A 15757-nucleotide genomic window follows, 5' to 3' on the forward strand; every position below is an offset into this window, starting at 1 on the left:
GTCGGGCCGGCACTCCATACACAATCAACGATACGGCGCGTCGGCAGCCTTTGCCGCTGCGATGTCCTTCTCGTAGCGATCGCCCACCGCGAGCAGCATTTCCTTCGTGAAGTAGAGATCGCCGCGCTTTTCGCCGTGGTACTCGAGAATCTGCGTCTCGACGATCGAGTCGACCGGGCAGCTCTCTTCGCAGAAACCGCAGAAGATGCACTTCGTCAGGTCGATGTCGTAGCGCGTCGTGCGGCGCGTGTTGTCCGCGCGCGTTTCCGATTCGATCGTGATCGCCATCGCCGGGCACACGGCTTCGCAGAGCTTGCACGCGATGCAGCGCTCTTCGCCGTTCTCGTAGCGGCGCAGCGCGTGCAGCCCGCGGAAACGCGGCGAAATCGGCGTCTTCTCTTCCGGGAACTGCACGGTGAACTTGCGTCGGAACGCGTAACGCCCGGTCAGCGCGAGCCCCTTCAGCAGCTCGGTCAGGAAGAAGGTCTTAAAGAAATGTTGGATTGCCGTCATGATTTCGTCCGACCTTTATTTCCAGATGTTGAGCGGCGACATGATCCAGAAGCCGACCACGACCACCCAGATCACGGTCACCGGCAGGAACACCTTCCAGCCCAGACGCATGATCTGGTCGTAACGGTAACGCGGGAACGTCGCACGGACCCAGATGAACACCGACAGCAGCGCGAAGACTTTCAGCACCAGCCAGAAGATGCCCGGGATGAACGACAGAAATTCGAACGGAGCGTCCCAGCCGCCGAGGAACAGCGTCGCGGTCAGTGCCGAGATCACGATCATGTTGATGTACTCGGCGAGGAAGAACAGCGCGAACGCCATGCCCGAGTAATCGATCATGTGACCGGCAACGATTTCCGACTCCCCTTCCACCACGTCGAACGGGTGGCGGTTCGTTTCGGCGATGCCCGAGATGAAGTAGACGACGCACGCCGGCAGCAGCGGCAGCCAGTTCCACGACAGGAAGTTGACGCCGTGGCCTGCGAAGAAGCCGTGCTGCTGCGAGCCGACGATCTCCGACAGGTTCAGGCTGCCGGCCGTCATCAGCACGAGCACCAGCGCGAAACCCATCGAGATTTCGTACGACACCATCTGTGCCGCCGCGCGCATCGCGCCGAGGAACGCGTACTTCGAGTTCGACGCCCAGCCGGCGAGAATCACCGCATACACGCCGACCGACGAGATCGCCATCGCGTACAGCAGGCCTGCGTTGATGTTCGCGAGCACCGCTTCGGCCTGGAACGGGATCACCGCCCACACCGCGAATGCGGGCACCACGGTCATCACCGGTGCGATCAGGTACAGCCAGCGGCTTGCGGCGGTCGGCTGGATCACTTCCTTCAGCAGCAGCTTCAGCACGTCGGCGATCGGCTGCAGCAGGCCGGCGGGGCCGACGCGGTTCGGGCCGAGACGCACGTGGATCCAGCCGATCAGCTTGCGTTCCCACAGAATCAGGTACGCAACGCACAGCAGGATCACGACGGCGACGACGAGGATGCGCACGAGCGCCCACACCGTCGGCCATGCGACGCCGAGAAGCTGGGCTCCGCCCGAGTTGATCGTATCGAACAAGCTCATTTACGCCTTCTCCACCACCAGTTCACCGGACAGGCTGCCGAGCGCCGCGCCGGCAGGCGTTGCCGCCGACACGCGAACGACCGTCTCCGCAAGATTTTCGTCACGCACGGCCGGCAACTGCACCGTACGATCACCCTGGCGCACGCGCACCGCGTCGCCATCCTTCAGGCCCAGCTTGTCGAACAGCGCAGCCGGCAGGCCTGCGGCGTTCGCCAACTTCGCGGCCGCCGTCAGGTGCAGCGCACCCGCGCGGCGCACGAGTGCGTCGGCGTGATAGATCGGCACGTCGGCGAGGCGCTCGAAGCTGCCGTTCGCCGGCAGCGCAGCACGCGACGGTGCGGTTGCCGTCTTGTTCGACAGCCGGCCCGCGACGCCCGCGTCGCCGAGTGCGGCCACGCGCACTTCTTCAGCGGTTTCGTATTCGAAGTTCGGCAGGCCGAGCAGGCTGCCCAGCACGCGCAGCACCTTCCAGGCCGGACGCGTGTCGCCGAGCGGGCGCACGACGCCATTGAAGCTCTGCACCGTGCCTTCCGCGTTGACGAACGTGCCGGACGTCTCGGTGAACGGCGCGATCGGCAGCAGCACGTCCGCATAGTCGAGGCCATGCTTGAACGGCGACATCACGACGACCATTTCCGCCTGGTTCAGTGCGGCGAGCGCCTGCGCCGGATCGACGGTGTCGAATTCCGGTTCCACGTTCAGCAGCACGTAGCCCTTGCGCGGCTGCGCGAACGCTTCGCGCGCGTTCAGGCCGCCTTCGCCCGGCAGCGCGTTGACGACGTGCGCGCCGACCGTGTTCGCCGCTTCGGTCAGGAAACCGAACGTCGCACCGGTGTTGTCGGCGATCCACTGTGCGATCGCGTGGAGCTTCGCGAATTCCGGGTGACGGACCGCCGCGTTGCCGAGAAGCACCGCGCGGCGCTCGCCGTTCGCGAGCGATTGCGCGACAGCCTGGGCGGCCGGCGATGCCGTGACGCCCGCGAGCGTGTCGGGCAGCGCGACGCCGCGCAGTTGCGCGACGGCTGCGGCCACGCCGGCCAGTTCGTCGAGCCATGCCGACGGCGCGGCAACGATGCGTTGCGCGGTCGGGATCAGTGCGTCGTCGCCGGTCGCGTGCAGGAAGTGCAGCTTCGCACCGCTCTTCGCGGCCTGACGCAGGCGCGCGGCAAACAGCGGATGGTCGCGGCGCAGCATCGAACCGACGACGAATGCGGCGTTCAGGTTCGACAGGTCGGCGATCGGCATGCCGAGCCACGGCGCGCCCTGGACCGGTGCCGAGAAATCCTGCTGGCGCAGACGGAAATCGACGTTCGGCGTCTTCAGTTCATTCGCGAGCTGCTTCACGAGGAACAGCTCTTCAGCAGTGCTGTGCGCGCTCGCGAGCATCGCCAGCGCATTTGCGCCGTGATCCGCGGCGATGCCCTTCAGGCCCTTCGCGACGTATTCGAGCGCGGTCTGCCAGTCGGTCTCGATCCACTGGCCGCCCTGCTTCAGCATCGGCTTGGTCAGGCGCTCTTCGCTGTTGAGGCCTTCGTACGAGAAACGGTCCTTGTCCGAGATCCAGCACTCGTTGATCGCTTCGTTCTCGAACGGCAGCACGCGCATCACGCGGTTGTTCTTCACCTGTACGACGAGGTTCGCGCCGACGGAATCGTGCGGGCTCACCGACTTGCGGCGCGACAGTTCCCACGTACGGGCGCTGTAGCGGAACGGCTTGCTGGTCAGCGCGCCGACCGGGCACAGGTCGATCATGTTGCCCGACAGCTCGGAATCGACCGTCTTGCCGACGAACGTCGTGATTTCCGAGTGCTCGCCGCGGCCCAGCATGCCGAACTCCATCACGCCGGCGATTTCCTGGCCGAAGCGGACGCAGCGCGTGCAGTGGATGCAGCGCGACATCTCTTCCATCGAGATCAGCGGGCCCACGTTCTTGTGGAACACCACGCGCTTCTCTTCGCTGTAGCGCGACGACGACTTGCCGTAGCCGACCGCGAGATCCTGCAGCTGGCATTCGCCGCCCTGGTCGCAGATCGGGCAATCGAGCGGGTGGTTGATGAGGAGGAATTCCATCACCGACTGCTGCGCCTTCACCGCCTTGTCGGACTGGGTGTGGACGATCATGCCGGCCGACACGGGGGTCGCGCAGGCAGGCACGGCCTTCGGCATCTTCTCGACTTCGACGAGACACATCCGGCAGTTGGCCGCAACCGACAGTTTCTTGTGATAGCAGAAGTGAGGAATGTACTTGTCCGCCTTGTGCGCAGCCTGGATCACCATGCTGCCTTCGGGCACCTCGACCTTCTTGCCGTCTATTTCAAGTTCAACCATGATGGTGAATGGTCCTTAACCTATTTCCGCTCGTTCGCGCATTCGCTCGACCGCGCGCTCAAATTCCGCAACCGGGTATCGCTTCAGGCAGCCGCCGCGGCCGTTGCCGCGTGCGTGTGACCGCCGACCATGCAGTGCTTGTGCTCGACGTGGTACGCGAATTCGTCCCAGTAGTGCTTGAGCATCCCGCGCACCGGCATCGCCGCCGCATCGCCGAGCGCGCAGATCGTGCGGCCCATGATGTTCTCGGCCACCGAATTCAGCAGGTCCAGGTCTTCCTGGCGGCCTTCGCCATGCTCGATGCGATTCACGACGCGATACAGCCAGCCCGTGCCTTCGCGGCACGGCGTGCACTGGCCGCACGATTCCTCGTAGTAGAAGTACGACAGGCGCAGCAGCGAGCGCACCATGCAGCGCGTCTCGTCCATCACGATCACCGCACCCGAACCGAGCATCGAACCCGCCTTCGCTATCGAGTCGTAGTCGAGGTCGGTCTGCATCATGATGTCGCCCGGGATCACCGGCGCGGACGAGCCGCCCGGAATCACGGCCTTGATCTTCTTGCCGCCGCGCATCCCGCCGGCGAGCTCCATCAGCGTCGCGAACGGCGTGCCGAGCGGCACTTCGTAGTTGCCCGGACGCTCGACGTCGCCCGACACCGAGAAGATCTTCGTGCCGCCGTTGTTCGGCTTGCCGATCTCGAGGTAGTTCTGCGGGCCGATGGTCAGCAGGAACGGCACCGCGGCGAACGTCTCGGTGTTGTTGATCGTGGTCGGCTTGCCGTACACGCCGAAGCTCGCCGGGAACGGCGGCTTGAAGCGCGGCTGGCCCTTCTTGCCTTCGAGCGACTCGAGCAGCGCCGTTTCCTCGCCGCAGATGTACGCGCCGTAACCGTGGTGCGCGTGCAGCTGGAACGAGAATTCCGAGCCCATGATGTTGTCGCCCAGGAAGCCCGCCTTGCGCGCTTCCTCGAGCGCGGCCTCGAAGCGTCGATACACTTCGAAGATCTCGCCGTGGATGTAGTTGTAGCCGACGGTGATGCCCATCGCGTACGCGCCGATGGCCATGCCTTCGATCAGCGCGTGCGGGTTCCAGCGCAGGATGTCGCGATCCTTGAACGTGCCCGGCTCGCCTTCGTCCGAGTTGCAGACGAGGTACTTCTGCCCCGGGAACTGACGCGGCATGAAGCTCCACTTCAGGCCGGTCGGGAAGCCCGCGCCGCCGCGGCCGCGCAGGCCCGACGCCTTGACGTCGGCGATCACCTGCTCGGGCGGGATTTTTTCTTCGAGAATGCGGCGCAGCTGCTTGTAGCCGCCGCGCGCAACGTAATCTTCGAGATGCCAGTTCTCGCCGTTCAGACCAGCGAGGATCAGCGGTTTGATGTGACGGTCGTGGAGGGACGTCATTTCGAGAGCTCCTCAAGCAGCTGGTCGATCTTCTCGCGGCTCATGAAGCTGCACATTCTGTGATTGTTCACCAGCAGCACCGGTGCATCGCCGCACGAGCCCATGCATTCGCCTTCCTTCAGCGTGAACTTGCCGTCCGGCGTGGTTTCGCCGAAGTCGATGCCGAGCTTCTGTTTCAGGTAATCGGCAGTCGCTTCCGCGCCGCCGTGCGGACCGAGCTGGCACGGCAGGTTCGTGCAGAGCGTGATCTTGTGCTTGCCGACAGGCTTGAGCTCGTACATCGTGTAGAACGTCGCGACTTCCTGCACGGCGACGGCCGGCATGCCGAGATAGTCCGCGACGAACTGCATCAGTTCGGGCGACAGCCAGCCATGCTCTTCCTGAGCAACGGCCAACGCCGACATCACGGCGGACTGTTTCTGATCGGCGGGATACTTCGTCAACGCTCGATCGATTTCCTTCAGGCCTTCAGCTGAGATCATTTTCAGACACGACTCTTTCAATTCCTACCGAACGAACAACCTGCCGCACACTGGGGTGCATGGACGGCAGACCTGGCGCTCACTCTGTTGACAGCTTGCGAAGCCGCGCCGGTTCAGCGCATACCGCATGTGACTTCGCGTGTGACTTGCTGCTCGCCGCCCGCGTCGCGGGCGGCGCAACCATTAGCGATCGATTTCGCCGAACACGATGTCCTGCGTACCGATGATCGTGACGGCGTCAGCAATCATGTGGCCGCGCGCCATTTCGTCGAGCGACGCGAGATGCGCGAAGCCCGGTGCGCGGATCTTCAGGCGGTACGGCTTGTTCGCGCCGTCCGACACCAGATAGATGCCGAATTCGCCCTTCGGATGCTCGACCGCCGCATACGCTTCGCCTTCCGGCACGTGAAAACCTTCGGTGAAGAGCTTGAAATGGTGGATCAGGTCCTCCATGTTCGTCTTCATGCCGACGCGCGACGGCGGCGCAACCTTGTGATTGTCCGTCATCACGGGGCCCGGATTCTTGCGGAGCCACTCAATACATTGTTTCGCGATACGCACCGACTGACGCATTTCCTCGACACGCACCAGATAGCGGTCGTAGCAGTCGCCGTTCACGCCGACCGGCACGTCGAAGTCCATGCGATCGTACACTTCGTACGGCTGCTTCTTGCGCAGGTCCCACGCGATGCCCGAGCCGCGCAGCATCGGGCCCGTCAGGCCCATCTGCAGCGCACGTTCCGGGCTGACGACGCCGATGCCGACGAGACGCTGCTTCCAGATCCGGTTGTCGGTCAAGAGCGTTTCGTATTCGTCGACGCACTTCGGGAAGCGCGTGAAGAAATCGTCGATGAAGTCGAGCACCGAACCCTGGCGCGCCTCGTTCATCTTCGCGAGCGCCTTCTCGTTGCGAATCTTGGACGCCTTGTATTGCGGCATTGCGTCAGGCAGATCGCGATAGACGCCGCCCGGGCGGTAGTAGGCCGCGTGCATCCGGGCGCCGGACACCGCTTCGTACACGTCCATCAGGTCTTCGCGCTCGCGGAACGCGTAGAGGAACACAGCCATCGCGCCGACGTCGAGCGCGTGCGCGCCGATCCACATCAGGTGGTTCAGCACGCGCGTGATTTCGTCGAATAGCACGCGGATGTACTGCGCGCGCTCCGGCACATCGATGCCGAGCAGCTTCTCGATCGCGAGCACGTAGCCGTGCTCGTTGACCATCATCGACACATAGTCGAGACGGTCCATGTACGGCACGGACTGGATGAAGGTCTTGGATTCCGCGAGCTTTTCGGTCGCGCGGTGCAGCAGGCCGATGTGCGGATCGGCACGCTGGATGACTTCGCCGTCGAGCTCGAGCACGAGGCGCAGCACGCCGTGCGCTGCCGGGTGCTGCGGGCCGAAGTTGAGCGTGTAGTTCTTGATGTCTGCCATGACGCCCTCTTAATGTTTCAGACCGCCATAGCGATCCTCGCGGATCACGCGCGGCGTGATTTCGCGCGGCTCGATGGTCACCGGCTGGTAGACGACCCGCTTCTCTTCCGGGTCGTAGCGCATTTCGACGTAGCCCGACACCGGGAAGTCCTTGCGGAACGGGTGGCCGATGAAGCCGTAGTCGGTCAGGAGGCGGCGCAGGTCCGGGTGGCCTTCGAACACGAGGCCGTACAGGTCGAACGCTTCGCGCTCGTACCAGTTCGCGGAGGTCCAGATGTCGACGACCGACGGCACGATCGGCAGATCATCGTCCGGTGCGAACACGCGCACGCGCAGGCGCCAGTTGTTCGTCACCGACAGCAGGTGCGACACGGCCGCGAAGCGCGGGCCGTCGTATGCACCGTCGCCGTACGTCTGGTAGTCGATGCCGCACAGGTCGATCAGCTGCTCGAAACGGAGCTTCGGATCGTCGCGCAGCGTCTTTGCGACTTCGAGGTAATCGCTCGCCTTCACGACGAGCGTCAGTTCACCGACTGCTTCGGTGAGGCTCACCACGCGCGCGCCGAGCGCGGCTTCGAGGTTCGCCTTGAGGGTCTCGATTTTGCTTGCCATATTGAGGGGACGCTCGGGGCTTTATTGACGGGCGATGGTGTTGGTGCGGCGAATCTTCGCCTGCAGCTGGATCACGCCGTAGACCAGCGCCTCGGCCGTCGGCGGACAGCCCGGCACGTAGACGTCGACCGGCACGATTCGATCGCAGCCGCGCACCACCGAATACGAGTAGTGGTAGTAGCCGCCGCCGTTCGCGCACGACCCCATCGAGATCACCCAGCGCGGCTCGGCCATCTGGTCGTAGACGCGGCGCAGCGCGGGCGCCATCTTGTTGCAGAGCGTGCCGGCGACGATCATCACGTCCGACTGGCGCGGGCTCGGACGGAACACGACCCCGAACCGGTCCAGATCGTAGCGGGCCGCGCCCGCATGCATCATCTCGACGGCGCAACACGCGAGCCCGAACGTCATCGGCCACAGCGAGCCCGTGCGCGTCCAGTTGATCAGCTTGTCAGCCGTAGTGGTGACAAACCCTTCCTTCAAGACCCCTTCGATACTCATTTGCTTTCCACTCCAGACGGGCGACCGAGCGTGGCCACCCATGCAAACCGGCGATTAACCCATCACTCCCAGTCGAGGCCGCCTTTCTTCCAGATGTAGGCAAAGCCCAGCAGGAATTCGAGCAGAAAAATCATCATTGCGATGAAACCGGGCCAGCCAATATCGCGCAGCGCGACGCCCCACGGAAACAGGAACGCGGTTTCGAGATCGAAGATGATGAACAGGATGGCGACGAGGTAGTACCGGACATCGAACTTCATCCGCGCATCCTCGAAGGCTTCAAAGCCGCATTCGTATGGCGCGTTTTTTTCGACGTCGGGCCTGCTGGGACCGAGAAGCTTGCCGATACTGACCAGCGCTATACCTAAACCAGTGCCCACAAGGAGGAACAACAAGACGGGGTAATAGGCTGCGAGGTTCAAGGCAATCCTCTATCGGTTGGTTCTGAGCGTCCGGAGAATAACACTATCCGGCGGAAGGAATCATTTCGGACTACCTGCGATCGCAAGACAACCGCAAGCGTACCCCACAAATGAAAAATGCCAGCCACGTGAAGCGGCTGGCATTGAGTAACTTTGGTGCCGACGGCGAGACTCGAACTCGCACAGCTTTCGCCACTACCCCCTCAAGATAGCGTGTCTACCAATTTCACCACGTCGGCACTGCATGCAACTCGGGTTGTAACTGCTGTTTCCCGCGAATCGCTTCAAGAATTAAATTCTAACCTGACCGCCAGAATTGTTCAACGCACAAACGCAAAAATTTTAAATTTTTATTTCGGGACGTCCTGGCCCGGCGCACGTGCAGCCGAACCCGCAGCCGCGGATGCCGCAACGGCCGGCGCGGACGCTGCCGATGCCGGTGCCGGCGCGGTTGCCGCAGCGCCGAGCACGCCAACGGACGGCTGCGACTTGTACGAACCGAGGTAGGTCAGCGCGAGCGTCGCAACGAAGAAGAGCGTCGCCAGCACGGCGGTCGTGCGCGACAGGAAGTTCGCGGAGCCCGTCGCACCGAACAGGCTGCCCGACGCGCCGCTGCCGAATGCAGCCCCCATATCGGCACCCTTGCCGTGCTGCAGCAGCACGAGACCAATCACACCAAGTGCAGACAGCACCTGCACCACAATAATCAGCGTTTTCAAATACAGCATCACACCCACCCGAATGGATCAGGCGACCCGCTTGCGCGGGCCGCCGTCATGGTTCAATTCGATCCCGGCCCGCTCAGCGCGCGGCCCGGCAGATCGCCAGAAAATCTTCCGCCTTCAGCGACGCGCCGCCGATCAGGCCGCCGTCGATGTCCGGCTGCGCGAACAGCTCTTCCGCGTTGTCCGGCTTCACGCTGCCACCATACAGCACCGACACGTCGGCCGCGCCCTTCGCCGCGAGCCGGGCGCGCAGGAACGCGTGCACCTGCTGCGCCTGCGCCGACGTCGCGCTCTTGCCCGTACCGATCGCCCAGACCGGTTCGTACGCGACGACGATGCGCGCGGCCTCGTCGGTCGACAGCACGGCCAGCACCGCGTCGAGCTGCGCGCCGACGACCTGCTCGGTCGCCCCCGCCTCACGCTCGCCGAGCGTCTCGCCGACGCACACGACCGGCGTCAGGCCGGCCGCGAGCGCACGCTGCGTCTTCGCGGCGACCGCTTCGTTGCGCTCGCCGTGATACGCGCGGCGCTCCGAGTGACCGACGATCGCATAGCGCGCACCGAATTCCGCGATCATCGCCGCGGCGACCTCGCCCGTATATGCGCCCTGCTCGTGTGCGGATACGTCCTGCGCGCCCCACGCGATGCGGCCGCCGTCGAGCTGGCCCTGAACCTGCGCGAGATACGGGAACGGCACGCACACGCCGATCGCCGTTTCTGCCGGCACCGATTCCGCGCCCAGCACCACTTCGTTCAGCAATGCCTGGTTGCCGGCCAGCCGGCCGTGCATCTTCCAGTTGCCGATCACACGCTTTGTTCTCTGTTTCGACATCGTTTGTCCCGTCATCGACGGGCCGGTAACCGGCCGTCAGGTTTGATCTGGCGAAGCAAACCGGCGATTTTACTGCGGCGCGCTTGAACCGGTCAAACCGCGCATGTCAAGTACCGATCAACTGTTCGCGCCCCAATCGAGCACGATCTTGCCGATATGTTCGCCGCTTTCCATCAGCGCATGCGCCTGCGCGGCCTCCGCGGCAGGCAGCACGCGGTAGATCACGGGCTTGATGCGACCGTCGGCGAGCAGCGGCCACACGCGCGCCTTCAGTTGCGCGGCGATGCGCGCCTTGAACTCGACCGGGCGCGGCCGCAGCGTCGAGCCGGTCACCGTCAGCCGGCGACGCAGGATCTCGTTCAGGTTGATCTCGGCCTTCGCGCCGCCGAGCAGTGCGATCAGCACGAGACGGCCGCCGTCCGCAAGCGCGGAGAGCTCGCGCGGCACATACGCGCCCGCGACCATGTCGAGAATCACGTCGACGCCGCGATCGTGCGTCAGCGACTTCACGACTTCGACGAAATCCTCGGTCTTGTAGTTGATTGCGCGCTCGGCACCCAGCGCCTCGCACGCGCGGCACTTGTCGGCATTGCCGGCCGTCGCGAGCACGCGGAAGCCGAGCGCGTGCGCGATCTGGATCGCCGTCACGCCGATGCCGCTCGAGCCGCCCTGCACGAGCAGCGTTTCCTGCGCGCCGCCCTCGCCCGCGCCGAGCTGCGCGCGGTCGAACACGTTGCTCCACACAGTGAAATACGTCTCCGGCAGCGACGCGGCCTCGATGTCGGTCAACCCATCCGGCACCGGCAGGCATTGCGGCAGCGGCGCGACCGCGTATTCCGCGTAGCCGCCGCCCGCGAGCAGCGCACAGACGCGATCGCCGAGTTTCAGGCCGAACGGATTGAGCGCAGGATCGGACAGGTCGCCGCCGACGATCTCGCCCGCGACCTCGAGGCCCGGCAGGTCCGACGCACCCGGCGGCGGCGCATATGCGCCCTTGCGCTGGAACACGTCCGGACGGTTGATGCCGGACGCCGCCACCTTGATCAGCACTTCGCCGCGCTGCGGCTCGGGGCGCGGACGCTCGGCGAGCTTCAGGACTTCGGGGGCGCCGAATTCGGTGATTTCGATGGCTTTCATGTACGTCGCTCCAGGATCGGGTTCGAATTGCGCGCCCCGCCCGCAGGCATGGGACGCATCGCAGGCGCCGCTATGCGTGCCTGCTGCATGACGGGCCTGCTGCACGCGCACGATCCTACAGAAAAAACGGCCGGCGCGCTTTCGCGCAGCCGGCCGTTCGAACCCGCCGTCCGCTTACTGCTGCGGCGGCGTATCCGCTTGCGACGCTGCCGCCGCTTCGTTCAGGAGCGCCTTGGCCGACAGACGCACGCGACCCTTCTCGTCCGTCTGGATGACCTTGACCTTCACGTGCTGGCCTTCCTTCAGGTAGTCGTTGATGTCCTTCACACGCTCGTTGACGATTTCCGAGATGTGCAGCAGGCCATCCTTGCCCGGCAGCAGGTTCACGATCGCACCGAAATCGAGCAGCTTCAGCACCGTGCCTTCGTACACCTGGCCGACTTCGATCTCGGCCGTGATGTTCTCGATGCGCTTCTTCGCTTCGGCCATGCCTTCGCTGTTCGTGCTCGCGATCGTCACGACGCCGTCATCCGAGATGTCGATCGTCGTGCCCGTTTCTTCGGTCAGCGCGCGGATCACCGAACCGCCCTTGCCGATCACGTCGCGGATCTTTTCCGGGTTGATCTTGATCGTGATCATGCGCGGCGCAAATTCCGACAGCTGCGTGTTCGCACCCGAGACCGCTTCCGTCATCTTGCCGAGGATGTGCATGCGGCCTTCCTTCGCCTGCGCGAGCGCGACCTGCATGATTTCCTTCGTGATGCCCTGGATCTTGATGTCCATCTGCAGCGCGGTCACACCTTGCTCCGTACCGGCCACCTTGAAGTCCATGTCGCCGAGGTGATCTTCGTCGCCGAGGATGTCGGTCAGCACGGCAAACTTGTTGCCCTCGAGGATCAGGCCCATCGCGATGCCCGCGACGTGCGCCTTCATCGGCACGCCGGCATCCATCAGCGCGAGGCAGCCGCCGCACACCGACGCCATCGACGACGAACCGTTCGACTCGGTGATTTCCGACACGACGCGGATCGAGTAGCCGAATTCGTCGGCGCTCGGCAGGCACGCGACGAGCGCGCGCTTGGCGAGGCGGCCGTGGCCGATTTCGCGGCGCTTCGGCGAGCCGACGCGCCCCGTTTCGCCGGTCGCGAACGGGGGCATGTTGTAGTGGAGCATGAAGCGGTCGCGGTATTCGCCTTCGAGCGCGTCGATGATCTGCTCGTCACCCTTCGTGCCGAGCGTCGCGACGACCAGCGCCTGCGTTTCGCCGCGCGTGAACAGCGCCGAACCGTGGGTGCGCGGCAGCACGCCCGTGCGGATCTCGATCGGACGCACGGTGCGCGTGTCGCGGCCGTCGATGCGCGGTTCGCCGTTCAGGATCTGCGACCGGACGATCTTTGCCTCGATGTCGAACAGGACGTTGCCGACGGTGGCCTTGTCGGCCGCGACCGTACCGGCCGCCTGAGCGTCTTCCTCGAGCTTCGCCGAAGTCGCCGAGTAGACTTCCTTCAGCTTCGCCGAGCGGGCTTGCTTGTCGCGGAGCTGGTAAGCGGCGAGCAGGTCGTTCTGCGCCAGTTCGGTCACGCGCGCAATCAGCGCCTCGTTCTTCGGCGCCGGCTGCCAGTCCCACTCTGCCTTGCCGCCTTCGCGCACGAGTTCGTGGATCGCGTCGATCGCCGTCTGCATCTGCTCGTGGCCGAACACGACCGCGCCCAGCATCACGTCTTCCGGCAGCTGGTCGGCTTCCGATTCGACCATCAGCACCGCGCGTTCCGTACCGGCGACGACGAGGTCCATGCTCGACGCCTTGATCTGCTCGCGCGTCGGGTTCAGCACGTATTCGCTATTGATATAGGCGACGCGCGCAGCGCCGACCGGGCCGTTGAACGGCAGGCCCGAAATGGCGAGCGCAGCCGATGCGCCGATCAGTGCGGGGATGTCCGCCGGGATTTCCGGGTTCACGGACAGCACGTGGATCACGACCTGCACTTCGTTGTAGAAGCCTTCCGGGAACAGCGGGCGCAGCGGACGGTCGATCAGGCGCGACGTCAGCGTCTCGTGCTCCGACGGACGGCCTTCGCGACGGAAGAAGCCGCCCGGAATCTTGCCGGCCGAGTAGGTCTTCTCGATGTAGTCGACGGTCAGCGGGAAGAAATCCTGGCCCGGCTTCGCCGACTTCGCGCCGACGACGGTCGCGAGCACGACGGTGTCTTCGACGTCGACGATCACGGCGCCGCTTGCCTGGCGCGCGACTTCACCGGTTTCGAGGCGCACCTTGTGCTGGCCCCACTGGAATTCCTTCACGACCTTGTTGAACATGGACATGGTTGCTCCTTTCGATTCGTTCATAACATTCGCCGCGCCGGCAAACCGATGCGGCGGCGTCCCGGCCGAATCACCCGGAGCAAGGTGTGTTTTTTATGCCATTCCAGCGTGGCGCTTGCGCAGCACCGCGCTGGAATGACACAAATCCCGACCCCGGTATCGGCCGTTCGGGCGGCCCGGCAGCAAACGGCCGGACAGCCCGCGGTGCGTGTGACGCTACGCACCGCGCAAAAACAAAATGCCTGTATCAGCGCACTGACACAGGCATCTTGCTGACGGCAATCGCGCCGCTTACTTACGCAGACCCAGCTTCTCGATCAGTGCGCGGTAACGGTCGGCATCCTTGCCCTTGAGGTAGTCGAGCAGCTTGCGGCGGCGGCTCACCATGCGCAGCAGGCCGCGGCGGCTGTGGTGATCCTTCGCGTGGGTCTTGAAGTGACCCGTCAGTTCCACGATGCGCGCGGTCAGCAGTGCGACCTGGACTTCGGGCGAACCCGTGTCATTGGTGCCACGTGCGAACTGAGCAACGACTTCCGACTTCTTGATATCTGCGACAGACATTTGATTTCCTTTCTGACTGAACAGGCGGACACGGAAGAATGGCCGTGCCGTGATTTACAACCGGCGGGCATTGTAACACAAGTCTTCACCGCGCCGAACCGGTTTGTCATGGCCGCGTCATCGAGCACGTGGACGGCATCTCCGTGCGCTGCGCCGGCACCGCCAGCACCGTGCGAAAGCCGTAGCCCGAGCCCTCGTTGTCGAAGCGCACGCCCGGCGTGCCGACCCTGTCCATGTCCATCACATAAAGGGGCTGAATCAGTTGGTGATCCTGCGCGCGCATCGTCGACGCATGAAAGCCGTTGTCGAACGACAGCCCCTCGAGCGCACGCGCGACGGCTACCGGATCGGCGGAGCCCGCGCGGTTCATCGCGGCCGCCAGCATCTCGATCATCAGGCTCATCCGCAGCACCGGGTAGTCGTCCTGCACGGCCGGGAAACGGGTCCGGAACGCACGATAGAACGCATCCGACTTCGTGCCACCCGCGTTCGGATGCCAGTCCGCGACGGCGACCACGCGCCCGACGCCTGCGTCGCCAAGCGCCGCCGGCGCACCGAGGCTGTTGCCATAGAACGTGTAGAACTTCGCGTTCAGCCCCTGCTCGCGCGCGGCCTTCACGAGCAGCGTCAGGTCGTTGCCCCAGTTGCCGGTGACGACCGCGTCCGCGCCGCTTGCGCGGATCTTCGCGACGTACGGCGCGAAATCCTTGATCCGCCCGATCGGATGGAACTCGTCGCCGACCACCGCGACGTCTGGCCGCCGTGCGGCGAGCGCCTGCCGCGCGAGCGTGCTGACGTCGTGGCCGAAGCTGTAGTCCTGGTTCAGCAGGTAGACCTTGCGCAGCGCGCGGTCGCGCGCGATCACGTCGGCGAGCGCCGCCATCCGCATCCCCGCGTGCGCGTCGAAGCGGAAATGCCAGAAGCTGCAGCGTGCGCCGGTCAGCGCCGGGTCATCGGCCGAGTAGTTGACGAACAGCATCCGGGCGTCCGGATTGCGCGCGTTCTGCTTGTCCAGCGCAGCCACGAGCGCGGCCGCGACCGCCGAGCTGTTGCCCTGCGCGACGAAGCCGATGTGCCGGTCCTCCGCCGCACGCAGTTGCACGAGCGCCTCTTCCGGGCTGCCCTTGCTGTCGAGCACGACGAGTTCGAGCGGATGCGCGCCGTCGCGCAGCTTCACGCCGCCGGCCGCATTGACCTGCTCGACGCCGAACCGCAGGTTGCGCTCGACCGCGGCACCCGCGTTCGCGAACGGGCCGGACATGCCCTCGATCAGCGCGACCCGCACGGGCTCGCCAGCCGCGAACGCGGACGTCGCGACCAGCCATCCTGCGCTCCATGCGAGCGCGCAACGCTTCCAGACCTGCATCGGTTTCCTGCCCCCCCCCGAATCCGAACGAGA

The 15757-nt window shown here is 64.8% G+C and carries 15 protein-coding genes and 1 tRNA gene; all 16 read right to left on the minus strand.

The features are described from left to right. Positions 1–24: 24 nt before the first annotated feature. Positions 25–513, minus strand: a complete 489-nt coding sequence (nuoI, locus tag DID96_RS28210; protein ID WP_010091199.1) for an NADH-quinone oxidoreductase subunit NuoI — start codon at positions 511–513, stop codon at positions 25–27. 15 nt (positions 514–528) lie between these two features. Then, on the minus strand, positions 529–1593 hold the full coding sequence (nuoH, locus tag DID96_RS28215; RefSeq protein WP_124602525.1) for an NADH-quinone oxidoreductase subunit NuoH: 1065 nt from the start codon (positions 1591–1593) through the stop codon (positions 529–531). After that, positions 1594–3921, minus strand: coding sequence for an NADH-quinone oxidoreductase subunit NuoG (gene nuoG / locus DID96_RS28220; protein WP_124602526.1), 2328 nt, complete (start codon positions 3919–3921; stop codon positions 1594–1596). Between the two features lie 83 nt (positions 3922–4004). After that, positions 4005–5327 carry an NADH-quinone oxidoreductase subunit NuoF gene (nuoF, locus tag DID96_RS28225; protein WP_124602527.1) on the minus strand — a complete coding sequence of 441 codons (1323 nt, stop codon included), beginning with the start codon at positions 5325–5327 and terminating at the stop codon, positions 4005–4007. Continuing rightward, positions 5324–5809 (minus strand): NADH-quinone oxidoreductase subunit NuoE, encoded by a 486-nt coding sequence (gene nuoE, locus DID96_RS28230; protein ID WP_009694121.1) that lies wholly within the window; start codon positions 5807–5809, stop codon positions 5324–5326. Before nuoE ends, nuoF begins: the two co-directional genes overlap by 4 nt. 183 nt (positions 5810–5992) lie before the next feature. Then, the gene (locus DID96_RS28235; protein ID WP_059613076.1) at positions 5993–7246 is read right to left on the minus strand and encodes an NADH-quinone oxidoreductase subunit D; all 1254 of its coding nucleotides are present in this window, start codon (positions 7244–7246) and stop codon (positions 5993–5995) included. Positions 7247–7255: 9 nt separating this feature from the next. Then, positions 7256–7858, minus strand: a complete 603-nt coding sequence (locus tag DID96_RS28240; protein ID WP_124602528.1) for an NADH-quinone oxidoreductase subunit C — start codon at positions 7856–7858, stop codon at positions 7256–7258. Positions 7859–7879: 21 nt separating this feature from the next. Further along, positions 7880–8359 (minus strand): NADH-quinone oxidoreductase subunit B family protein, encoded by a 480-nt coding sequence (locus DID96_RS28245; RefSeq protein ID WP_006398799.1) that lies wholly within the window; start codon positions 8357–8359, stop codon positions 7880–7882. Between the two features lie 62 nt (positions 8360–8421). Continuing rightward, on the minus strand, positions 8422–8781 hold the full coding sequence (locus DID96_RS28250) for an NADH-quinone oxidoreductase subunit A (RefSeq protein ID WP_124602529.1): 360 nt from the start codon (positions 8779–8781) through the stop codon (positions 8422–8424). A 154-nt stretch (positions 8782–8935) separates the two neighbouring features. After that, positions 8936–9020, minus strand: a tRNA-Leu gene (locus DID96_RS28255). A gap of 111 nt (positions 9021–9131) precedes the next feature. Further along, positions 9132–9509: a preprotein translocase subunit SecG gene (gene secG / locus DID96_RS28260; RefSeq protein WP_124602530.1), complete on the minus strand. Its 378-nt coding sequence runs from the start codon at positions 9507–9509 to the stop codon at positions 9132–9134. Positions 9510–9582: 73 nt separating this feature from the next. Continuing rightward, the gene (gene tpiA, locus DID96_RS28265) at positions 9583–10338 is read right to left on the minus strand and encodes a triose-phosphate isomerase (protein WP_124602531.1); all 756 of its coding nucleotides are present in this window, start codon (positions 10336–10338) and stop codon (positions 9583–9585) included. Between the two features lie 117 nt (positions 10339–10455). Continuing rightward, positions 10456–11475: an NAD(P)H-quinone oxidoreductase gene (locus DID96_RS28270; RefSeq protein WP_124602532.1), complete on the minus strand. Its 1020-nt coding sequence runs from the start codon at positions 11473–11475 to the stop codon at positions 10456–10458. 174 nt (positions 11476–11649) lie between these two features. Then, a complete protein-coding gene (gene pnp, locus DID96_RS28275) occupies positions 11650–13797 on the minus strand; it encodes a polyribonucleotide nucleotidyltransferase (protein WP_124602533.1) in 2148 nt (715 codons plus the stop codon). 291 nt (positions 13798–14088) lie between these two features. Continuing rightward, positions 14089–14358, minus strand: coding sequence for a 30S ribosomal protein S15 (gene rpsO / locus DID96_RS28280; protein WP_006398792.1), 270 nt, complete (start codon positions 14356–14358; stop codon positions 14089–14091). A 106-nt stretch (positions 14359–14464) separates the two neighbouring features. Next, positions 14465–15724, minus strand: coding sequence for a branched-chain amino acid ABC transporter substrate-binding protein (locus DID96_RS28285; protein ID WP_124602534.1), 1260 nt, complete (start codon positions 15722–15724; stop codon positions 14465–14467). Positions 15725–15757: the final 33 nt, after the last annotated feature.

The organism is Burkholderia sp. Bp8963 (assembly GCF_003854275.1).
In the GTDB taxonomy this organism is placed as follows: Bacteria; Pseudomonadota; Gammaproteobacteria; order Burkholderiales; family Burkholderiaceae; genus Burkholderia.